The following is a 21,783-nucleotide window of genomic DNA, read 5'->3' on the forward strand; positions in this document are numbered from 1 at the left end:
GGTCGGACGCCCCGCCCGACCCGGTCGGGTGGGCCCGGAGCGCGTCGTCGCCGCGGTGCGCGTGCGCGCTGACAGCCGTGGCGCATGCCGCTCACTCCCCCCGGTCCGGCCTCCCCCGGTCACGTCACCCGGGGCCGGACCCTCCACGGCGAAGCGCCTCCCGGCCGGGCATCCCGCGCCCGGGCCCCCGCGCCCCTCACGGCGGGGCCGTCCCCGCCGGGCTCCGGCACGTCCGCCACCGGAGGGCGGCCGCCGCGCTGCCGGCCTGCGCCGTCTCCGTCTGCCTCCTCGCCGCGAGCCCTCCGGCCGTCCCGCTGGGCATCGGCGACCGCCTCTTCCCCCACCCGGGCAACCCCGGATACGACGTGGTGTCGTACGACCTCGCGCTCGGCCACCCCGGCACCGGCGACCGGCCGCTGCGGGCCGTCACCACGGTCGACGCCCGGGTGACCGCCGACCTGGACCGGCTCAACCCGGACTTCGCCCACGGAATCGTCCACGCGGTGGAGGCCGACGGCGGCCCGGCCGCCTTCACCACCGCCGGCGAGGATCTCGCGATCACTCCCGAGGACGCCCCCGGCGAGGGCGAACGGACACGCATCACCGTGCGGCACAGCAGCGACCCCGTGGCCGCCGGGGACCGCGAGGGCGGCTGGGTGCGCACCGCGGACGGCCTGGTCATGGCCAACCAGGCCGACGCCGCCCATCTGGTGTTCCCGTGCAACGACCCCCTCCGACAAGGCGGTGTTCACCTTCCGGATCACCGCCCCCGACGGCCACACGGCCGTCGCCGCCGGGCTGCCGGCCGGTGCCGGCCACCGGAAGGGGACCACCACGTGGACCTACCGGACCCGGCATCCCATGGCCACCGAGCTCGCCCAGGTGTCCATCTGACCGGTTTCCTGGACCCCTGGCTCCACGGGGCCACGACCCCGCCGATGCCCGGGCACCCGGAGTGGACGTCCACGGCGCCGGCCGCGACGCCCGCGGGCCGGGCGAGCCCGCGCACCGTCCGGGTGCGTCCGTGCGTCGACCGGACGAGGGGCGGGAATAACACCATGGCGAGACGGGCCGTGCCGTGCGACCATCGTCGGGTCCGCGCGGCACGGGACACGGGAATCTCCCGGGGTACCCGTACGTTGAGGACAGTGACGGAAAGGTCTCACGGACAGGTCCCACCGGCCGGGTCCGGAGCCCGGCGGGCGACCGAAGCCCCACACCGTCGCCGCAGACGGTTTCTCATCTACGTAAGGACCCAATGACCTCCTCTTCTTCCCCTTCCCAGGACACCAAGCGCCTCGCGTACACCTATCCCGAGGGCCTTCGGGCCGATGCCCTGATGGAAGAGGACGTCGCCTGGAGCCTCGAGACCGACTCGGAGCGGGACGGTGACCAGTTCGACCGTTCCGAGCGCGCCGCCCTGCGCCGTGTCGCGGGCCTCTCCACCGAGCTCGAGGACGTCACCGAGGTCGAGTACCGGCAGCTCCGCCTGGAGCGGGTCGTGCTCGTCGGCGTGTGGACCTCGGGAACCGTGCAGGACGCGGAGAACTCCCTCGCGGAACTCGCCGCCCTCGCGGAGACGGCCGGCGCCCTGGTGCTCGACGGCGTGATCCAGCGCCGCGACAAGCCCGACGCGGCGACCTACATCGGCTCCGGCAAGGCCGAGGAGCTGCGCGACATCGTGCTCGAGACGGGCGCGGACACCGTCATCTGCGACGGTGAGCTCAGCCCGGGCCAGCTGATCCACCTCGAGGACGTCGTCAAGGTCAAGGTCATCGACCGTACGGCCCTGATCCTGGACATCTTCGCCCAGCACGCCAAGTCCCGGGAGGGCAAGGCGCAGGTCGCGCTCGCGCAGATGCAGTACATGCTGCCGCGGCTGCGCGGCTGGGGTCAGTCGCTGTCCCGGCAGATGGGCGGCGGCAAGGGCGGCGGCCTCGCCACCCGCGGTCCCGGTGAGACCAAGATCGAGACCGACCGGCGCCGGATCCGCGAGAAGATGGCGAAGATGCGCCGCGAGATCGCGGAGATGAAGACCGGCCGCGAGATCAAGCGCCAGGAGCGCAAGCGCCACAAGGTGCCGTCCGTGGCCATCGCGGGCTACACCAACGCGGGCAAGTCCTCGCTGCTCAACCGCCTCACCGGTGCGGGCGTACTGGTCGAGAACGCCCTGTTCGCGACCCTCGACCCGACCGTGCGCCGGGCCGAGACCCCGAGCGGACGGCTGTACACGCTGGCCGACACGGTCGGGTTCGTCCGGCACCTGCCGCACCACCTGGTCGAGGCGTTCCGTTCCACGATGGAGGAGGTCGGCGAAGCCGACCTGATCCTGCACGTGGTCGACGGTTCGCACCCGAACCCGGAGGAGCAGCTGGCCGCCGTGCGCGAGGTGATCAGGGACGTCGGCGCCACCGGCGTACCCGAGATCGTCGTGATCAACAAGGCCGACGCCGCCGACCCGCTCACGCTCCAGCGGCTGCTGCGGGTGGAGAAGCGCTCCATCGCGGTCTCGGCCCGCACCGGCCGGAACATCGGGGAGCTGCTCGCGCTCATCGACAACGAGCTGCCCCGCCCGTCGGTGGAGATCGAGGCGCTGGTGCCGTACACCCACGGCAAGCTGGTCGCCCGTGCCCACGACGAGGGTGAGGTGATCTCCGAGGAGCACACCCCGGAGGGCACCCTGCTCAAGGTGCGGGTGCACGAGGAACTGGCGGCGGAACTCACGCCGTACGTTCCGACCCCGGCCGGCTGACCTGCTCGGCGGCGCGAGGGCCCGCAGCGTCAGGCCCCGTACCGGGAAGGCCCGCCCCTGCTCACGGCAGGGGCGGGCCTTCCGCGTGTGCGGTCACCGGCCGCCGTAGGTCTTGCTCATGTTCTGGTAGAGCGCCTCCGCGTCCTCGCCCAGCTGCGGGCCCGCCAGCCAGGTGTTGTCGGTCGGGCCGATCGAGGTGTTGGAGACCAGCACGGTCCTGCCGTCCACCACACGGAACCAGCCGCCGCCGGACGAACCGCCCGTCATGGTGCAGCCGATGCGGTGCATCGTCGGCAGGTTCGGGCTGAGCGAGAACCGGCCCGGAGCGTCGAGGCACTTGAACATCTGCAGGCCGTTGTAGGGCGGCGCGGCCGGGTAGCCCCAGGCGCCCATCTGGCCCGCTTCGGCCGCCGACGGGGCGGAGAAGTCCACCTCCAGCGCCGCACCGACCGTCTCCTCCAGCGACTTGCTCCCCTGCTCCGGCTTCACGTGCAGCACCGCGTAGTCGTACGCCGCCCCGTCACCGCCGGTCTGCGAGCCGCCCTGGATCCAGCCGTTGGACGTCGAGGCCCAGTCCGCCCACCAGTTGCCGTAGGGCGCGATCTCGGAGGCGCTCGCGTTGCCCAGGTCCGCCTCGGACTTGCCGAGGTCGTTGTAGGCCGGGACGAAGACGAGGTTGCGGTACCAGCCGCCGTTGCCGCCGGCGTGGACGCAGTGACCGGCGGTCCAGACGAGGTTGGACCTGCCCGGGTGGTTCACGTCCTTGACGACCGTGCCGGAGCAGACGCTCGGGCCTTCGGGGGAGTCGAAGAAGACCTTGCCGACCGGGGCGGCGTTGTCGTGGTACGGCGTCTTCTCGGCCTCCGCCCGGACCGGGGCCGGCTCAGGGTCGCTGACCCCCTGGGCCGCCGCCGTGTCCTTGGTCGTGACGGTCTTGTCGGCCTCCTCGGCGGAGCGCATCCGCTCCGGCTTCCACAGGCCCTCGATCACCGGGTTGACGAAGTCCTTGGCCTCCCTGAGCCACTTGTCCCTGTCCCAGTCCTCCCAGCCTCCGTCCTTCCACTTGTCGACGTCGAACCCGTGCTCCTCGAGCTTGTCCGCGATGTCGGACGGGATCCGGACCTTGCCGCCGCCGTCGGCGGCCTGCGAGGCGGTGGCGTCGGGCTTGTCGCTCGCCGTGTCCTTCTCGGAACCGCCGCACGCGGTCGCGGTGAGCGCCAGGGCGGCGACGAGCCCGGTGGCGGCGAGGACGGTGCGCCGTCCGCGCCCGAGTGGTGCGGACGTACGTGTGGAACGCATGGTGCGATGACCCCCGTGGAAGCGGATGAATGCCGTGCCGCAGGTGAACGCGTGCGGCGGTGCCGGCGGCTCCGTGCCGCCGGGGTGTCCCCTCCCGCGGGCCCGGCGGCACCCGGGAGGGGACGGACCGGTCACTGACCGGCGAACTTCTCGCTGACCGCGTCGTACACGCCCTTGGCCTCGTCACCCAGTCGCGGACCGGCCAGCCAGCCCGACGTCACCGGGCCGATCGAGGTGTTGGACACCAGCGCCGGCTCGCCGTCCGGACCCGTCGCGACCCAGCCGCCACCGGACGAGCCGGCGGTCATGCTGCACCCGATGCGGTACATCGTCGGGTCGGACGCGTTGAGGGACAGCCGGCCCGGACGGTCCTGGCAGCGGTACAGCGTCTGACCGTCGTACGGCGGAGCGGCCGGGTAGCCGATCGCCGTCACCTCCTTCACCTGCGGCACGGCCGGGGCCTCGAAGTCCACCGGCAGCGCCGCGCCGACGGTCTCCTCCAGCGACTTGCCGTCACCGCCCTTCTCCGGCGTCACGTGGATGACGGCGAAGTCGTACGAGGCGCCGTCACCGCCCGTCGCACCGCCCTGCTCGATCCACTGGTCCGAGGTCTGCGCCCAGTCGCCCCACCAGACGCCGTACGGAGCGACCTCCTCCTTGGTGGCGGTCTCGAGCTCCGCGGCCGATTTGCCCGCGTCGTTGTACGACGGGACGAAGGCGATGTTGCGGTACCAGCCGCCCTTCTTGCCGGCGTGCACGCAGTGGCCGGCGGTCCAGACCATGTTGGACTTGCCGGGGTTGGCCGGGTCCTGCACCACCGTCGCGGAGCAGACCATCGTGCCCTCGGGGGAGTCGAAGAAGACCTTGCCGGCCGTGGGGGCGTTGGCGTGGTACGACGACGGGACGGCCTGCGCCTGCACCGGTTCCGGTGTCGGGTCCGTCACGCCCTGGTCACCGGGGAGGTCGCCGGCGTCGACTTCCTGGTCCGGCTCCTCGGCCTCCCGCATCCGGTCCGGGTCCCACAGGTCCTCGATGATCGGGTTGATGAACTCGTTGGCCTCGCGCAGCCAGTCGTCCTTGCTCCAGTCCTTCCAGGCGCCGTCCCTCCACTTGTCGATGTCGATCCCGTGCTCCTTGAGCCGGTCCTTGATGTCGTCCGGGATCTTGAGCTTGCCGTCGTCGGCGGCGGTCGCGGAGGTGTCGGCATTCGCGCCGGCGTCCCCCGACCCACAGGCGGTGGCGGTGAGCGCGAGCGCCGAGGCGAGCGCGACGGCGGCCAGGACGGGGGAGGTTCCGCGCCGCGTCCTCCCCCCTCGTCGAGCGGTGGACGACGGACGTATGGATCGCATGATCTGACTCCCCCTGAAATGGACGTACTTGGCGCTTGGACCGTGTATCACGCCTGAACCCGCGCGTAGTTCACCGGAGTTTTCACGGCCTTCGGGAACGGCACCACACCCTATGCGCTCGCTGTGGGGGACAACCGACGGAACGGCAACGGTTCCGTCACGGCAGGGATCTTGAGGCAACCCGTAACCCGCTGGGCGGTCCGGGGTTGGTAGCGGTGGGGCCCGCCGCCCGCGCGGCGTCCCCGCGCCCGTGGCCGGCGGGAGCACAGCGGAGGACGGAGAACGGCGGTGGGATCCACGCACGAGGAGCGGAGAACGGCGGACCCGGGTGACCGGCCCGCCACAGGACAGGCCGTGGCGGGGGCCACCACCGCGCACGAGGACATCCTGCGCCGCCAGGTCGCGCGCGAGTCCGCGGCCCGCACCCACGCCCGTGCCCTGCCGATCGTCCCGGTGAGGGCACGCGGGATGACCATCGAGGGCGCGGACGGACGCCGCTATCTCGACTGCCTCTCCGGCGCCGGAACGCTCGCCCTCGGGCACAACCACCCCGTCGTGCTCGAGGCGATCCGCAAGGTCATCGACTCGGGTGCACCGCTTCACGTCTCCGACCTGGCGACCCCGGTGAAGGACGCCTTCATCACCGAACTGTTCCGCACACTGCCCCCCGGACTCGCCGGCCGCGCACGCGTGCGTTTCTGCGGACCGGCCGACACCGACGCCGTGGCGAGCGCCCTCCACCTCGTCCGCGCGGCGACCGGCCGCGCCAGCGTACTCGCGTTCACCGGCACCCGTCACGCGCTGACCGCCGGATCCGCGGACACGACCCGCTCCGCGTCCTCCGGCGCGCAGACCGCCCTGCTGCCCCATCCGCAGGACTACCGCTGCCCCTTCGGCATCGGAGGCGAGCGCGGAGCCGAACTGGCCGCCCGCTGGACCGAGTCCGTCCTCGACGGTTCCGCCTCGGGCGTACCGCTTCCCGCCGGGATGATCGTCGAACCCGTGCAGGGCGACGGCGTGCTCCCGGCGCCGGACGCCTGGCTGCGGCGCATACGGCGTCTGACGGCCGACCGGTCCGTCCCCCTGATCGCCGACGAGACCCTGACGGGGGTCGGACGGACCGGCGCCTTCTGGGCGGTCGAGCACAGCGGGGTCACGCCCGACGCGATGGTGCTGTCCGCGGCCGTCGGGGGAAGCCTGCCGCTGACCGTCGTGGTCCACCGGGACGACCTCGACAGCCGCGCCTCCGACGCCCGCACCGGCACGTTCCCCGGCAACCAGCTCGCCATGGCCGCAGGCACGGCGGCCCTCGGCCACGTCCGCGAGAACGGCCTCGCCGCACACGCGGCCACGCTGGGCGCCCGCCTGCTGGACCGGCTCCGGGCACTGGCGGGTGAGCTCACCTGTGTGGGGGAGGTGCGGGGACGAGGGCTGATGATCGGACTCGAACTGGTGGATCCGGAGGGCGAGGAGGACGACGGGGACCGCGGCGCCACCGGTCCGGGGCCGACGGCGACGCCGGACGGCACCCGAGGGCGCCGCCCCCCTCCCGCAGCGCCCGAACTCGCGGTCGTCGTGCAACGGGAGTGCCTGCGGCGCGGCCTGATCGTCGGCCTCGGCGGCCCCCGCGCGAGCGTCGTACGACTGCTCCCACCCCTGACGACCACCGACGAACAGGCGGGCGCGGTGCTCGACCGGCTTGCCGATGCGCTCCGGGCGGCGGCGCGCGCCCACGTCGCCCGCCCCCGGACGGAACAGCCCCGCCCCCATCCGCGCCGCGGATCCCGCAGTTCCGCGGACCGCACCGAGCGGGCAGGGTGAAGGGCGGCCGCGGCGCACGAGAGGCCGTGCGCCTCCTCCCCGGCGGACGTCCGGGCCGACGGGCCACCCACGCACCGGGCGGGTGCGGCCCACACCCGCTCCCGGACCGCCACCGTATGACCACGAGCCACTCCACGAGGACCCGCCGTGCACACGACCCCCACTCCTGACGACCGCATCCCGGCACGGACGTGCGGCTCGCACACCGGCGCCACCCGGTCCGCCGCCGGGAGGGCGAGTGCCGTGCTACCGCGCCAGGGGAGGAAGTCACCGGACGACGGGCGGCTCCGGGGGGCCTCCGCGACCTGCTCGACCGTGTCGCCGACCGGGGCCCGGCCCGTACCCCCGCGGGTCTGTTCCAGTTCGTCCCCGTCCCCGTCCCCGTCCGCGTCGAACGTGAACTGCCTCTCCTCGCGCGGTGGATGAACGCCCCCGCCGTCGCCGCGTCCTGGGAGCCGTCCGGAGCGATTCCTCCAGTGCCCGTGCCGGCCCCAGTGCCCCTGCCAGTCCCCGTGCCGTGACCGGTCGTCGCCGCCCCGTTCCGAGGAGCCCCGTCTTGATCACACCTCCCGCCTACGCCGTGATCACCCCGATGTCGGTGCCGGGCCGTAGGGTGGTCGGGCTATGACGAAGCCCTCACTCCCCGAACTCCTGCACGCTGCCGTCGCTGCCGTCGGCGGCACGGAGCGCCCCGGCCAGGTGGCCATGGCCGAAGCCGTCGCCGAGGCGATCGACGACGGCTCCCACCTGCTGGTCCAGGCCGGCACCGGCACCGGAAAGTCGCTGGGTTATCTGGTGCCCGCGCTCGCACACGGGGAGAGGGTCGTCGTGGCGACGGCCACCCTGGCCCTGCAGCGCCAGCTCGTGGAGCGCGACCTGCCCCGCACGGTCGAGGCGCTGCACCCCCTGCTGCGCCGCCGCCCGGAGTTCGCGATGCTCAAGGGCCGGTCCAACTACCTGTGTCTGCACCGTCTCCACGAGGGTGTGCCGCAGGACGAGGAGGAGGGCCTCTTCGACCAGTTCGAGGCGGCCGCGCCCAGCAGCAAGCTGGGCCAGGACCTGCTGCGCCTGCGTGACTGGTCGGACGAGACGGAGACCGGCGACCGGGACGACCTCACGCCCGGCGTGTCCGACCGGGCCTGGTCCCAGGTGTCGGTGTCGTCGCGGGAGTGCCTGGGCGCCACCAAGTGCGCCTACGGCGCGGAGTGCTTCGCCGAGATGGCCCGTGAGCGCGCCAAGCTGGCCGAGGTCGTCGTCACCAACCACGCCCTGCTCGCGATCGACGCCATCGAAGGCGCGCCGGTCCTCCCGCAGCACGAGGTGCTGATCGTCGACGAGGCCCATGAGCTGGTCTCCCGGGTCACCGGGGTCGCCACCGGGGAGCTCACCCCGGGGCAGGTCAACCGCGCGGTGCGCCGCGCCGCGAAGCTCGTCGACGAGAAGGCCGCCGACCGCCTCCAGACCGCCGCCGAGGGCTTCGAACGGCTGATGGAGCTGGCGCTCCCGGGCCGGCTGGAGGAGATCCCGGAGGACCTCGGATACGCGCTCATGGCGCTGCGCGACGCCTGCCGGACCGTGATCTCCGCGATCGGGAGCACCCGCGACAAGTCCGTCCAGGACGAGGACGCGGTCCGCAAGCAGGCGCTGGCCTCCGTGGAGAGCGTGCACGACGTGGCGGAACGGATCACCAACGGCTCCGAGTGGGACGTCGTCTGGTACGAGCGCCATGACCGATTCGGCGCCTCCCTGCGCGTCGCCCCCATGTCCGTCTCGGGTCTGCTGCGGGAAAAGCTCTTCGCCGACCGTTCCGTCGTCCTGACGTCCGCGACCCTGAAGCTGGGCGGCGACTTCAACGGCGTGGGAGCCTCTCTGGGCCTCGGTCCCGAGGGTGCCGAGGGCGACGATCTCCCCCAGTGGAAGGGCGTCGACGTCGGCTCGCCGTTCGACTACCCCAGGCAGGGCATCCTGTACGTCGCCAGGCATCTGGCCCGCCCGGCCCGTGACGGTGACCGCGCGGACATGCTCGACGAGCTCACCGAGCTGATCCAGGCGGCGGGCGGCCGCACGCTGGGGCTGTTCTCCTCAATGCGGGCCGCCCAGCTCGCCGCCGAGGAGCTGCGCTCCCGGATTCCCGAGTTCCCGATCCTCCTGCAGGGTGAGGAGACGCTCGGCGAGCTGATCAAGAACTTCGCGGCCGACCCCAGGACCTGTCTCTTCGGCACGCTGTCGCTCTGGCAGGGCGTCGACGTCCCGGGTCCGAGCTGTCAGCTGGTCGTCATGGACAAGATCCCGTTCCCGCGCCCGGACGACCCCCTGATGAGCGCCCGCCAGAAGGCCGTGGAGGAGGCGGGCGGCAACGGTTTCATGGCGGTCGCCGCCACCCACGCGGCGCTGCTCATGGCGCAGGGAGCCGGCCGTCTCGTACGCGCGTCGGGGGACCGGGGCGTGGTGGCCGTGCTGGACCAGCGGCTGGCGACGGCCCGGTACGGCAGCTATCTGAAGGCTTCGCTGCCCGACTTCTGGTACACCACGGACCGCAACCAGGTCAGGAAGTCGCTGGCCGCGATCGACGCGGCGGCGAAGCAGGCCGAGGCCGAGGCGGAGGCGTAGGGGGTCGGGGTGTGCCGCCCGCCGCGGCACACCCCGGTGCGGCCGGGGGCGTCATCGGCGTCCGCCACGGGGGCCGGACAGCACAGGGCCCCGGAACCGGCGCAGGGGTTCCGGGGCCCGGTCAAGGGGCGGGGCGCCGGTCGAGGCCGGCCCCGCGCCGTGTTCAGACGCGGCGCAGAACGGCCACCACCTTGCCCAGGATGGTCGCGTCGTCGCCGGGGATCGGCTCGTAGGCCGCGTTGTGGGGGAGGAGCCAGACGTGGCCGTCCTCGCGCTTGAAGCGCTTGACGGTCGCCTCGCCGTCGAGCATCGCCGCCACGATGTCGCCGTTCTCGGCGACGGGCTGGCGGCGGACCGTGACCCAGTCGCCGTCACAGATCGCGGCTTCGATCATGGAGTCGCCCACGACCTTCAGCACGAACAGCTCACCGTCACCGACGAGCTGCCGGGGGAGGGGGAAGACGTCCTCGACGGACTCCTCGGCGAGGATCGGCCCGCCGGCGGCGATACGGCCGACGAGCGGGACGTAGGACGCGGCCGGCTTGCCGGCGGTGTCCGCGGGCTGCACGGGGGCGGCCTGGTCGGAGCCGCGCACCTCGTACGCGCGCGGGCGGTGCGGGTCACGGCGCAGGAAGCCCTTGCGCTCCAGCGCCATCAGCTGGTGTGCCACGGAAGACGTGCTGGAGAGGCCGACCGCCTGGCCGATCTCACGCATCGACGGCGGATAGCCGCGTCGCTGCACCGAATCCCTGATGACCTCGATCACCCGGCGCTGGCGGTCGGTGAGCCCGGAGCTGTCCGCCCGGATGCCCGGAGGTCGGCCCGGCAGGGAGCGCTTGTGCCCCTCGGGACTCATGGCTTCGTTCATCGCATGCACCGGCTCGAGTCGGCCCTGGGAGCGGTCCTGGGCGGTGATGGCGGCGCTGTCTGCGGTGGTGGTCACGTCGGCCCCTCTCGATGGTCTCCCTGCAGCACAACGGTAGTTGCTTTCGAAAGGTTGCGCCAAACACACGTTCGAGTGAAAAATCGCGAATTGCTGTGCGCGATCTCTCATCGAGGTGTATCGGCCACCACGCTCCCCGGCGGGCGCACGGACCTGCTGTTGTAGTCTTCACCGCCGAGGCGACGACCTCGTGCCGGCGTGCCCAGTCTGCCATCGGGTACCCCGCGGCGCGGGGAGCGGCCCCCGCTTTCTCCGCGAGTCGCACCGCCCCTCCTCTCCCCGTGCACGGCGTCTCCCCATGCGCGGCGCGCCCGGCGGATCCGAGGATTCGAACGGACGCTTCCGGGTACCGCGGAGGTGGCCGGCGCCCCGCGCCGGGCCCGGCGCGCGCGACACGCGTGCGGGACGTGCATGTATGAGCCAATCCCCACATCTAGTGGTTGGATTGCGGCAGCGGCCCAGAAGTTGTGGTCCCCCGGGTCTTCGGGCCCTCCGAGATCGCCTATGCTGGAGCTGCTTCGTGAGGCCCGAGAGGCCCGACGAGGCCATTGAGTCTGCTGTGAGGAGGGTTGGGAGTTCATGCACTGCCCCTTCTGCAGGCACCCCGACAGCCGTGTCGTCGACAGCCGTACGACCGACGACGGCACGTCGATCCGCAGGCGCCGCCAGTGCCCCGACTGCTCCCGTCGATTCACGACCGTGGAGACGTGCTCGCTCATGGTGGTCAAGCGGTCCGGAGTCACCGAGCCCTTCAGCCGCACCAAGATCATCAATGGTGTGCGCAAGGCGTGCCAGGGACGGCCCGTCACCGAGGACGCGCTCGCCCAGCTGGGCCAGCGCGTCGAGGAGGCGGTGCGGGCCACCGGGAGCGCCGAGCTGACCACCCATGACGTGGGGCTGGCCATCCTCGGCCCGCTGCAGGAGCTCGACCTCGTCGCCTACCTGCGGTTCGCGTCCGTCTACCGGGCGTTCGACTCGCTCGAGGACTTCGAGGCTGCGATCGCGGAACTCCGGCGGGCGGAGCGGCCCGCCGCGGACGACGGGGGCGGCGGCGGAGCCGTCCCGGGGAGCCACGAGGACGACAGCGGGTCCGGAGGGACTGCCCAGGTCCCCGAACCCGCCCCCGCCGCCGGCTGACCGGCGGGCCGGCCCCGGACGCCAGGTGCGGGGAGCGGCCGGGCGGCGGCGACGAGAAGACCTGTTGCGGGCAGGCGAGTGGGTGCCCGCAGCACCAGACAGAACACCGTGCCACGGAAACAACGGGGCACTTCAGGGCGTTTCAGCCCGTACAGGGAGGCGGCATGACAGAGACGGCGAGCGGTCCGGCACGGAGTCCCCGAGCCAAGAGCAACAAGGCCGGCAAGGGACTGCGTGTGGAGCGCATCCACACCACTCCCGGGGTCCACCCCTACGACGAGGTGACCTGGGAGCGCCGTGACGTCGTCATGACCAACTGGCGCGACGGCTCGGTCAACTTCGAGCAGCGCGGCGTCGAGTTCCCCGACTTCTGGTCGGTGAACGCGGTCAACATCGTCACCAGCAAGTACTTCCGCGGTGCCGTGGGCACCCCGCAGCGCGAGACCAGCCTCAAGCAGCTGATCGACCGCATCGTGAAGACGTACCGGAAGGCCGGTGAGGACTACAAGTACTTCGCCTCGCCCGCCGACGCCGAGATCTTCGAGCACGAGCTGGCGTACGCCCTCCTGCACCAGATCTTCAGCTTCAACAGCCCCGTGTGGTTCAACGTGGGCACGCCCCAGCCGCAGCAGGTCTCCGCCTGCTTCATCCTGTCCGTCGACGACTCCATGGAGTCGATCCTCGACTGGTACAAGGAAGAGGGCATGATCTTCAAGGGCGGCTCCGGCGCCGGCCTGAACCTCTCCCGGATCCGTTCCTCCAAGGAACTGCTGTCCTCCGGCGGCAACGCCTCCGGCCCGGTCTCCTTCATGCGCGGAGCCGACGCCTCCGCCGGAACGATCAAGTCCGGTGGCGCCACCCGCCGCGCCGCCAAGATGGTCGTCCTCGACGTGGACCACCCGGACATCGAGGACTTCATCGAGACCAAGGTCAAGGAAGAGGAGAAGATCCGCGTCCTGCGCGACGCGGGCTTCGACATGGACCTGGGCGGTGACGACATCACGTCCGTCCAGTACCAGAACGCCAACAACTCGGTCCGCGTCAACGACGAGTTCATGCGGGCGGTCGAGCAGGGCGGCAAGTTCGGCCTGCGCGCCCGGATGACCGGCGAGGTCATCGAGGAGGTCGACGCCAAGGCGCTCTTCCGCAAGATCGCCGAAGCCGCCTGGGCCTGCGCCGACCCGGGCATCCAGTACGACGGCGTCATCAACAACTGGCACACCTGCCCCGAGTCCGGCCGGATCACCGCGTCGAACCCGTGCAGCGAGTACATGCACCTGGACAACACGTCCTGCAACCTGGCCTCGCTGAACCTGATGAAGTTCCTCAAGGACGACGGACAGGGCAACCAGTCCTTCGAGACCGAGCGCTTCCAGAAGGTCGTCGAGCTGGTCATCACCGCGATGGACATCTCGATCTGCTTCGCGGACTTCCCGACCCAGAAGATCGGCGAGAACACCCGCGCGTTCCGTCAGCTCGGCATCGGCTACGCCAACCTCGGCGCCCTGCTGATGGCGACCGGCCACGCCTACGACTCCGACGGCGGCCGCGCCCTCGCCGGCGCGATCACCTCCCTGATGACCGGCACGGCGTACCGGCGCTCCGCCGAGCTCGCCGCGATCGTCGGCCCGTACGACGGCTACGCCCGCAACGCCGACGCGCACCAGCGCGTCATGAAGCAGCACGCCGACGCCAACGGCACCGCCGTGCGCATGGACGACCTGGACACCCCGGTGTGGGCCGCCGCCACCGAGGCGTGGCAGGACGTGCTGCGCCTCGGCGAGAAGAACGGCTTCCGCAACTCCCAGGCGTCCGTGCTCGCCCCGACCGGCACCATCGGCCTGGCGATGTCCTGCGACACCACCGGTGTCGAGCCCGACCTCGCCCTGGTCAAGTTCAAGAAGCTGGTCGGCGGCGGCTCGATGCAGATCGTCAACGGCACCGTCCCGCAGGCCCTGCGCCGCCTGGGCTACCAGGAGGAGCAGATCGAGGCGATCGTCGCCCACATCGCCGAGCACGGCAATGTGATCGACGCCCCCGGTCTCAAGCAGGAGCACTACGAGGTGTTCGACTGCGCCATGGGCGAGCGCGCCATCTCCCCGATGGGCCACGTCCGCATGATGGCCGCGATCCAGCCCTGGATCTCCGGCGCCATCTCCAAGACGGTCAACATGCCGGAGACGGCGACCGTCGAGGAGGTCGAGGAGATCTACTTCGAGGCCTGGAAGCTGGGCGTCAAGGCGCTCGCCATCTACCGCGACAACTGCAAGGTCGGCCAGCCGCTCTCCGCGAAGACCAAGGAGAAGGAGAAGGCCGAGGTCACCGAGAAGGCCGAGGAGACGATCCGGGCCGCGGTCGAGAAGGTGGTCGAGTACCGCCCGGTCCGCAAGCGCCTCCCGAAGGGCCGTCCCGGCATCACCACCTCCTTCACGGTCGGCGGCGCCGAGGGCTACATGACCGCCAACTCCTACCCGGACGACGGTCTCGGCGAGGTCTTCCTGAAGATGTCCAAGCAGGGTTCGACGCTCGCGGGCATGATGGACGCCTTCTCCATCGCCGTCTCGGTGGGCCTCCAGTACGGCGTGCCGCTGGAGACGTACGTCTCGAAGTTCACCAACATGCGCTTCGAGCCGGCCGGCATGACGGACGACCCGGACGTGCGGATGGCGCAGTCGATCGTCGACTACATCTTCCGCCGCCTGGCGCTGGACTTCCTGCCCTTCGAGACGCGCTCCGCGCTCGGCATCCACTCCGCCGAGGAGCGCCAGCGCCACCTGGAGACCGGTTCGTACGAGCAAGCCATCGACGACGACGAGGTCGACGTCGAGGGTCTGGCCCAGTCGGCGCCGCGCGCCCAGGAGCTGAAGGCGGTCGCCACGCCGAAGGCCGAGGCCGAGGTGGCCAAGCCCGCCCCGAAGCAGGCCCACACCAGCGCCGAGCTGGTCGAGATGCAGCTGGGCATCCAGGCCGACGCCCCGCTGTGCTTCTCCTGCGGCACGAAGATGCAGCGGGCCGGCTCCTGCTACATCTGCGAGGGCTGCGGCTCGACCAGCGGTTGCAGCTGATCCCGGACGCGCCGAAGGGGCGCTGACCGGGCGGTGGGGCGGGGAGACCGCGACGAGGTTTCCCCGCCCCACGGCGCGCCCCACGGCACTCTCACAGCCGTCGGGCCTCTTGCTCCATCTCCGACCTGAGTTCGGGGACGGGCTCCCTCGCCGCGGCGGCGAGGAGGATCCCGCGAGCCGCGGGGGGAACGGACTCGGCCGGCCAGCCCCTGAGGGCCCGGAGCGCCATGCGGCGATTCCTGCTCGTGCGGTTGCCGAGGGCGGTTTCCAGCAGTTCCCAGCCGTGGCCGGGATGGTCGTCCAGCCGGCTCACGATCACGTCGAGGATCCCGTCGAGCGCGTACTCCGCCCCCAGACCCGGCTCGGCCGTCGGGCCGGTCCGCAGTTCCCGCAGGGGCAGGAGGCGTGCCGCCGCCTCGACGACCGCCTGGATGTCCTCGCTCGGACAGTCGTCGACGAGCAGGAACCAGAGGGTGCTGTCGTGAGGGTCCGACTCCACCCCTCGCAGCAGGGCCGGGCGGGCCGGGACGTTCATCGGTCGTGCCGCCCACGCCGCGAGACGACGCGTGTCCGGCTCCTCATCGGTGAGGCCGGCGAGTACGAGGTCCCGCGCCGCCGGATCGGCGACCGCCTCCGCGAACCGGTTCCGGACGCGCCGCCACTCGTCGTTCCCCGGGCACCATGCGTCCGCGTGCGTCCCGTTCAGGAACCGGTCGATCGTCAAGAGGCTCCAGAGCCTCCGCAGGGTGACGCCTCGTGCCGCGGAGTGGGACAGGTAGCCGTTCAGCGCGCGTACCGCGCCGTCGTACGACGTCAGCGCCGGCCCCGGTCCGTCGACGTCGGTGAGCGCCTGGAGGAGTCTTCCGGCGCCGTCCAGGGTTTCCTCGTCCAAGGTCTCGCGGGCCAGGACACCGGCGAGATCGCCGGCTCTCGCGGCGGTCAGCGCGAAGTAGCCGTCCAGCACGTCGCCCGTGCACGACTCGCGGACCAACCACTCCCGGACATCGGGATCGGACGCTCCCTCGAGCCGGCGGACGGCGTCGACGCGAGCCCACCCCTCCGCCTGCCGGGCCAGTTCGAACAGGATCCGGCACGGGTCGGCCCGGGAGCGCACCAGGGCTTCACAGGCCTCGGCCGAGAACGCCCCAAAGGCGCCCAGCGTCTTCAGGATGTCGCCGTCGTCGTCGGTCCCGGCCATGCCCAGCAGCAGGATGCCGAACCGGACGGCGTTGGGGTGCTCACCGTGCGTCGCGAACCACCGGCCCAGCCCGCGCACGTGGCCGGGGGGAAGGGACCGCTCGCGAAGAGCCGCCTCGAGGGCTCGCTCGTGGTCCCGCCACACGATGCGCCGGAGCTGTCTGTCCAGGACGGACGCCACCGGGCGATCGGGACCGGAACGGACCAGACGGGTGACGGTGGCGACGATCCGCGCGGCAGCGTCCTCCGAGAGGTTGGCGCGGCGGCTCGGCCGGGGCTGCTTCCGGGGAAGCCGGTCTCGTGGCCGCCCCGGGTGCTGACGCTCGGCCGCCAGGGCGTGGCCGTGGAGGGAGGGCCGGCCGCCGAAGGTCCCGCCCAGGTCCCATGGCTGTGGGCGGCTCACCGGGCGGGGACCCGGATGTCCTCTCGCTCGTTCATGCGGTGATCTTCGCAGGCGGGGCCGGGACCGGGCAAGCCGTGCCGCCGGTGAGTACGGCGTGCGGGAACCAGCCCGGGCACCGGCCGCCGGGTCACGGCCGGCGCGCCGCCCCCATCGCGCGGGCGAAGGTCGCCGGGTCGCCCTCGAAGCCCTGGACGCCGGGGTGGAAGTCCCAGGTCCCGGAGCCGTCCCGGACGAACTCCGCGACCGTCGCCGCCGTGGCGCCCAGGACACCGCCGAAGTCGTCCTCGGCCAGGACGGTGTACCCCTCGCGGATGCGCAGACCGGGGTTGCCCACACCGGAGAACGTGCGCCGCGCCCGGTGCTGCTGTATGACGACGCCGACCACCACGCGCGCGTACCGCCCGTCGAGGCGGTCCAGCTCCAGCGTCATGACCTCGTCGAAGCCGAAGCCCCTGCCGTCCTTGCTGTCCCGGTTGAGCGTGATGGTGCCGTCGGGGGAGCGGCTGTCGAAGTGCACCACGTAGGCGGGATCGCCGTGCGGGTCGCTCGCCGGATAGGGCGCGGCGACGAGATCCAGGTCGGTCGACGGCTCCCCCGAAGGACTCGGGTCCCACCTCAGCGCGATCTCGACCTTGCGGATGCCCTTGTTGAGGCCGTTCACCAGTTTTCCCCTTCCCCGTGACCGTCCTGCCGCTCACCCCAACCGCCGGGCTGTCCCGGCGGGTTGTCCATCCTGCCACGCGCGCGGTGGCACGTGCGGGGAAGCGGTCCACCCGAGGGTGACCGGCGCCACGCTCCCTGGCCTTACGATGGCGCGGTGCTGGTCAAGTGGATTCGCTGCACCGTGGTGGACCGCCGCGGGTTCGAGCGGGGGCAGCGGAAGTGGGCGGGGCTTCTGGGGGAGCCGGGGTTTCGCGGACAGGGCGGGGGCTGGAGCCGTGGGCGGCCGGACGTGGCGCACATCTTCTCCTTCTGGGAGAGCCGCGCCTTCTACGACTCCTTCATGGCGCGCTCCCACGACCGGCTCGCCTCGGCCCAGTCGGGCACCTTCAAGGGCGCTCAGGTCAGGCTCTTCGACCACCGCTTCGACGTGAAGACCGGCTTCGAACCGCGCTTCACGGACGCCGACCTGCTCAGAGCGGCGCTGTGCCGGGTCCACGAGGAGCGGGCGGAACACTTCGTGCTGATGCAGGAGAAGGTCTGGAACCCGGCGATGGCCGGCTCGCCCGGGATGGTCCGCGGGCTGTTCGGCGAGGCGCCCGGAAACGAGTTCCTGGTGCTGTCGATGTGGCGGTCCGCGGCCGAGCACGGCAAGTACCGCACCGAGAGGGTGGAACGCCTCGCCCTGCGGGCGCAGACGGAGGCCGACGTCGTGGCCCTCACGGGGGACGTCGTGGACATGGAACCGGCCTGGACGGTCTGATCCCCGGATGCGCGAGGACGCGTCCGCGTGCGGCCCTTGGTGAGGGACCTGTGTGACCTACGCCGTAAGGGGCCCCTGGGAGTGCTCGCCGGCGCGTCACCCGATCTAGGGTTTCGGCATGGCACGACCACGGCGCATCGTCCTTGTCCGGCACGGCGAATCAACGGGCAATGTTGATGACTCCGTCTATGAACGCGAACCCGATCACGCCCTGGCCCTGACCGAGCGGGGCCGGCGGCAGGCGGAGGAGACGGGAAGGCGGCTGCGGGAACTGTTCGGCCGGGAACGCGTCAGCGTCTACGTCTCCCCGTACCGCCGGACGCACCAGACGCTGAGCGCCTTCGGCCTCGACCCGGATCTCATACGCGTGCGCGAGGAACCGCGGCTGCGCGAACAGGACTGGGGCAACTGGCAGGACCGCGACGACGTGCGTCTGCAGAAGGCCTACCGGGACGCCTACGGGCACTTCTTCTACCGCTTCGCCCAGGGTGAGTCCGGAGCCGACGTCTACGACCGGGTCGGCGGGTTCCTGGAGAGCCTGTTCCGCAGCTTCGAGGCCCCCGACCATCCGCCGAACGTCCTCATCGTCACCCACGGTCTGGCCATGCGGCTGTTCTGCATGCGGTGGTTCCACTGGACCGTGGCGGAGTTCGAGTCGCTGTCGAACCCGGGGAACGCCGAGATGCGGATGCTCGTCCTGGGGGAGAACGGCAAGTACACCCTCGACCGGCCCTTCGAGCGCTGGCGAGATCCGGAGCCGTACGGGATCACCGGATAGAGTGGCAGTGCGATGACCGCTGATTCCTCTTCCGCCGGGCGCCTGGACCGCGCCCTGGCCAGCCTGCGCGGACTGTCGGTGGGGGACGCGCTCGGCTCGCAGTTCTTCGTTCCGGTGAACTATCCGCTGCTCAAGCGCCGCGAGCTGCCCCACGGGCCCTGGCAGTGGACCGACGACACCGAGACGGCCTGTTCCGTCGTGGCCGTCCTGGCCGCGCACCACCGGATCGACCAGGACGCCCTCGCGCGGTCCCTCGCCGAGCACCAGGACTTCGACCGGGGCTACGGCCCCGCGGTCGGCCGGCTGCTGCGGCTGGTCCGTGAGGGGGGCGACTGGCGTGAGCTCGCCGCCGCGCTCTTCAACGGACAGGGTTCCTGGGGCAACGGCGCCGCGATGCGGATCGCGCCGTTGGGCGCCTGGTACGCGGACGACCCGGAGCAGGCCACTCACCAGGCGGAGATCTCTGCCTACCCCACCCACCAGCACCGCGAGGCCGTGGTCGGTGCCATGGCCGTCGCCGCGGCAGCCGCGCTGGCCGCGGCCCCCGGCGGGCCACCCGGAGCGGAAGCCCTCCTCGACGGGGTCATCGCGCTGGTGCCCATGAGGAGCGCGGTCGGCGCCGGGCTGCGCCGGGCCCGCGACATGCTCGACTACGGCGACGCGGCCACCGTCGCCGCCGTGCTGGGCTGCGGACGGCGCACGACGGCCCATGACACCGTGCCGTTCGCCCTCTGGTCGGCCGCCCGGGCACTGGGCGACTACGAGCGGGCCTTCTGGACGACCGCGCAGGTGGGCGGGGACGTCGACACGACCTGCGCCATCGTGGGCGGGGTGGTCGCCGCCGGGAAGGCGGGGGCACCGCCCGCCGAGTGGGCCGACCGGGTCGAGCCGCTGCCGGACTGGACGCCGACCTCGGTCTGAGGGCCTGCTTGCCGGATCGGCCCGGGCGCGGACCGTCCGGACGGTGCCGGTGAGTTCCGGGAGTGACCGGGACGAGTTACGGCGTCGGGAACTCTCCGTGCGCGGCGGGAACCCTCCGTGACGGCCGCGCGTTGTCGGAACATCCGCTGTGCGAGCCATGGGTTCCGGCACGTGCAGGCGGGGTGGAGAGCGTCGTCGATGAGTGCCGTCGGGGGTGATCGTGAAAGTGCTGTTCGCCCTGAGGGCCGCGGGGGCGCGGTCCGGTGCCCCCGCCGGTGTGTCCGGCCGGCGGTACCGGCCCTCCGGGCGCCGGTGGGGGTTCGCCCGTCACCGGCCGGGCGCGGGGCGACCCGGCGCTCTCCGACCGGTCCCCGTGACCTCCGTCGGTGAGCTGCCGGGCCGGACCCGCGGCGTTCCCCCGTCAGCCGATGCCCGGACCGACCGAGCCGGAGAGCGCCTCCAGGTCGCTCTTGCGGACCCGGATCACCAGCCCCGCGACGACCAGGGCCAGCACGGCCATCGCCGCGGCCGGGACGAAGGCCGTCGAGATGCCCTGCGCGAGCACCTCGTGCCCCCAGGGCGCGGGCAGTTGCTGCGTCTGCGCGAACTCGGCCTTCTGCTCCGGCGTCGCCTCGGCGAGGAAGGCCGGGACCTGCTTCTCCGCCTCCTCCCTGCTGGCCGTGCCGAACACCGTCGTCAGGAGGGCCAGTCCCACCGACCCGCCCACCTGCTGGGTCGCGTTGAGCAGCCCGGACGCCGCGCCGGCCTCGTGCGGGGCCACGCCGGAGACCGCGGTCAGCGTCAGCGTCACGAAGTTCAGGCCCATGCCGAAGCCGAAGATCAGCATCGGGCCGAGGACGCCGCCGACGTAGGAGCTGTCGGAACTGATCAGCGCCTGCCAGGCCAGTCCGGTCGCGGCGAGCGCCGAGCCGACGAGCATGAACGGCTTGGGCCCGAAGACGGGCAGGAACCGCTGCGACAGACCCGCTCCGAGCGCGATCACGACCGTCACCGGCAGGAAGGCGAGACCGGCCTCGATCGGGCTGTATCCGAGCACGTTCTGCACGAAGAGAACGATGTAGAAGAACATGCCGAACATCGCCGCGGCCAGGCTGAGCATGATCACATACGTGCCCGAGCGGTTGCGGTCGGCGAACATCCGCAGTGGGGTGATCGGCTCCTTGGCCCGGGACTCGATCAGCGCGAAGGCCACCAGCAGCACCACGGCGGCCGCGAACGAGCCGATGGTCACACCGTCCCGCCAGCCCTCGTCCGCCGCGCGGATGAAGCCGTAGACGAGGGACGCCATACCGGCCGTCGAGGTCACCGCGCCCGCGATGTCGAAGCGACCGGTGTGCCGCTCGGACTCGTTGATGTACAGCGGTGCGAGCACGGCGATCAGTACACCGATCGGCACGTTGACGAAGAGCACCCACCGCCAGTCGAGCCACTCGGTGAGCATGCCGCCCGCGAGCAGACCGATGGCGCCGCCGCCCGCGGAGACCGCGGCGAAGACACCGAAGGCCCGGTTGCGCTCGGGGCCCTCCGGGAACGTGGTGGTGATGAGCGCCAGCGAGGTGGGCGACGCGATCGCACCGCCCACACCCTGCAGGACGCGCGCCGCCAGCAACTGCCATGGTTCCTGGGCGAATCCGCCGAGCAGCGAGGCGAGGGTGAACAGCAGGATGCCGGTCATGAAGACGCGGCGGCGGCCGAGTATGTCACCGGCCCGGCCGCCGAGGAGCAGCAGGCCGCCGAAGGTCAGGGTGTAGGCGCTGACCACCCAGGTGAGGTCGGTGGTGCTGAACTCGAGAGCGTTTTGAATGTGCGGCAGCGCGATGTTCACAATCGTCGCGTCGAGTACCACCATGAGTTGGCAGGCCGCGATGACGGCGAGCGCGATGCCGGGATGTCCTTCCCGGCGGGCCGCACCGGGCTTCCGGTCTTGGATCAACGGAGAGGTTGTCACTATGGGTCCCCCACGAGTGCGTCAGTGAACGCTCGCGTTCACTGTTGCGTCAACGGTATGAGTCCCCGACAGTGAACGCAAGCGTCCACTAAATGTGTCGTCGCTCGGCATGTCCC

At 71.8% G+C, this 21,783-nt stretch carries 14 protein-coding genes and 1 pseudogene; 9 read left to right on the forward strand and 6 right to left on the reverse strand.

Going from position 1 to position 21,783, the window contains the following annotated elements; translation table 11 throughout:
* Window positions 1-257: 257 nt before the first annotated feature.
* Window positions 258-891: pseudogene (locus tag GL259_RS28345) on the forward strand (M1 family peptidase); the annotation flags it as partial.
* A 367-nt stretch (window positions 892-1,258) separates the two neighbouring features.
* Window positions 1,259-2,752 (forward strand): GTPase HflX, encoded by a 1,494-nt coding sequence (hflX, locus tag GL259_RS28350; protein WP_159536126.1) that lies wholly within the window; start codon window positions 1,259-1,261, stop codon window positions 2,750-2,752.
* 93 nt (window positions 2,753-2,845) lie between these two features.
* Here the strand turns inward: hflX and GL259_RS28355 are convergent, their stop codons facing one another.
* A complete protein-coding gene (locus GL259_RS28355) occupies window positions 2,846-4,051 on the reverse strand; it encodes a hypothetical protein (protein WP_159536127.1) in 1,206 nt (401 codons plus the stop codon).
* Window positions 4,052-4,182: 131 nt separating this feature from the next.
* Entirely contained in the window at window positions 4,183-5,400 is a 1,218-nt protein-coding gene (locus GL259_RS28360) for a hypothetical protein (protein ID WP_159536128.1), read from the reverse strand.
* 354 nt (window positions 5,401-5,754) lie between these two features.
* On the opposite strand from GL259_RS28360, the gene GL259_RS28365 reads away from it, so the two are divergent.
* Complete coding sequence (locus GL259_RS28365) at window positions 5,755-7,221, forward strand: aminotransferase class III-fold pyridoxal phosphate-dependent enzyme (RefSeq protein ID WP_243762603.1); 1,467 nt, start codon at window positions 5,755-5,757, stop codon at window positions 7,219-7,221.
* A 624-nt stretch (window positions 7,222-7,845) separates the two neighbouring features.
* The gene (locus GL259_RS28370; protein WP_159536130.1) at window positions 7,846-9,831 is read left to right on the forward strand and encodes an ATP-dependent DNA helicase; all 1,986 of its coding nucleotides are present in this window, start codon (window positions 7,846-7,848) and stop codon (window positions 9,829-9,831) included.
* A 163-nt stretch (window positions 9,832-9,994) separates the two neighbouring features.
* Here the strand turns inward: GL259_RS28370 and lexA are convergent, their stop codons facing one another.
* On the reverse strand, window positions 9,995-10,774 hold the full coding sequence (gene lexA, locus GL259_RS28375) for a transcriptional repressor LexA (RefSeq protein ID WP_159536131.1): 780 nt from the start codon (window positions 10,772-10,774) through the stop codon (window positions 9,995-9,997).
* A gap of 579 nt (window positions 10,775-11,353) precedes the next feature.
* Between lexA and nrdR the strand changes: the two genes are divergently transcribed.
* Window positions 11,354-11,911, forward strand: a complete 558-nt coding sequence (gene nrdR, locus GL259_RS28380) for a transcriptional regulator NrdR (RefSeq protein WP_159536132.1) — start codon at window positions 11,354-11,356, stop codon at window positions 11,909-11,911.
* Window positions 11,912-12,075: 164 nt separating this feature from the next.
* Window positions 12,076-14,976, forward strand: a complete 2,901-nt coding sequence (locus GL259_RS28385) for a vitamin B12-dependent ribonucleotide reductase (RefSeq protein WP_159536133.1) — start codon at window positions 12,076-12,078, stop codon at window positions 14,974-14,976.
* A gap of 91 nt (window positions 14,977-15,067) precedes the next feature.
* On the opposite strand, the gene GL259_RS28390 is transcribed toward GL259_RS28385, so the two are convergent.
* Complete coding sequence (locus tag GL259_RS28390; RefSeq protein ID WP_159536134.1) at window positions 15,068-16,576, reverse strand: hypothetical protein; 1,509 nt, start codon at window positions 16,574-16,576, stop codon at window positions 15,068-15,070.
* Between the two features lie 127 nt (window positions 16,577-16,703).
* Window positions 16,704-17,237 carry a TerD family protein gene (locus GL259_RS28395; protein ID WP_159536135.1) on the reverse strand — a complete coding sequence of 178 codons (534 nt, stop codon included), beginning with the start codon at window positions 17,235-17,237 and terminating at the stop codon, window positions 16,704-16,706.
* Between the two features lie 156 nt (window positions 17,238-17,393).
* Between GL259_RS28395 and GL259_RS28400 the strand changes: the two genes are divergently transcribed.
* The 3 genes from GL259_RS28400 to GL259_RS28410 all read left to right on the forward strand — a co-directional run bounded on the left by GL259_RS28400 (window position 17,394) and on the right by GL259_RS28410 (window position 19,698).
* A complete protein-coding gene (locus GL259_RS28400) occupies window positions 17,394-17,999 on the forward strand; it encodes a YdbC family protein (protein ID WP_159536136.1) in 606 nt (201 codons plus the stop codon).
* Window positions 18,000-18,117: 118 nt separating this feature from the next.
* Complete coding sequence (locus tag GL259_RS28405; RefSeq protein ID WP_159536137.1) at window positions 18,118-18,777, forward strand: histidine phosphatase family protein; 660 nt, start codon at window positions 18,118-18,120, stop codon at window positions 18,775-18,777.
* 12 nt (window positions 18,778-18,789) lie between these two features.
* Entirely contained in the window at window positions 18,790-19,698 is a 909-nt protein-coding gene (locus tag GL259_RS28410) for an ADP-ribosylglycohydrolase family protein (RefSeq protein ID WP_159536138.1), read from the forward strand.
* 421 nt (window positions 19,699-20,119) lie between these two features.
* Here GL259_RS28410 and GL259_RS28415 read toward each other — a convergent pair whose 3' ends face one another.
* Window positions 20,120-21,667 (reverse strand): MFS transporter, encoded by a 1,548-nt coding sequence (locus GL259_RS28415; RefSeq protein WP_159536139.1) that lies wholly within the window; start codon window positions 21,665-21,667, stop codon window positions 20,120-20,122.
* Between the last annotated feature and the right edge of the window lie 116 nt (window positions 21,668-21,783).

The sequence above is a fragment of the Streptomyces sp. Tu 3180 genome (genome assembly GCF_009852415.1).
Lineage (GTDB): Bacteria > Actinomycetota > Actinomycetes > Streptomycetales > Streptomycetaceae > Streptomyces.

Excerpts from the sequence above, each read along its gene's own strand:
- GL259_RS28410 (WP_159536138.1), top strand. The coding sequence starts at position 18,790 with ATGACCGCTGATTCCTCTTCCGCCGGGCGCCTGGACCGCGCCCTGGCC.
- nrdR (WP_159536132.1), top strand. The coding sequence starts at position 11,354 with ATGCACTGCCCCTTCTGCAGGCACCCCGACAGCCGTGTCGTCGACAGC.
- GL259_RS28405 (WP_159536137.1), top strand. The coding sequence starts at position 18,118 with ATGGCACGACCACGGCGCATCGTCCTTGTCCGGCACGGCGAATCAACG.
- GL259_RS28355 (WP_159536127.1), bottom strand. The coding sequence starts at position 4,051 with ATGCGTTCCACACGTACGTCCGCACCACTCGGGCGCGGACGGCGCACC.
- hflX (WP_159536126.1), top strand. The coding sequence starts at position 1,259 with ATGACCTCCTCTTCTTCCCCTTCCCAGGACACCAAGCGCCTCGCGTAC.
- GL259_RS28370 (WP_159536130.1), top strand. The coding sequence starts at position 7,846 with ATGACGAAGCCCTCACTCCCCGAACTCCTGCACGCTGCCGTCGCTGCC.
- GL259_RS28385 (WP_159536133.1), top strand. The coding sequence starts at position 12,076 with ATGACAGAGACGGCGAGCGGTCCGGCACGGAGTCCCCGAGCCAAGAGC.
- GL259_RS28360 (WP_159536128.1), bottom strand. The coding sequence starts at position 5,400 with ATGCGATCCATACGTCCGTCGTCCACCGCTCGACGAGGGGGGAGGACG.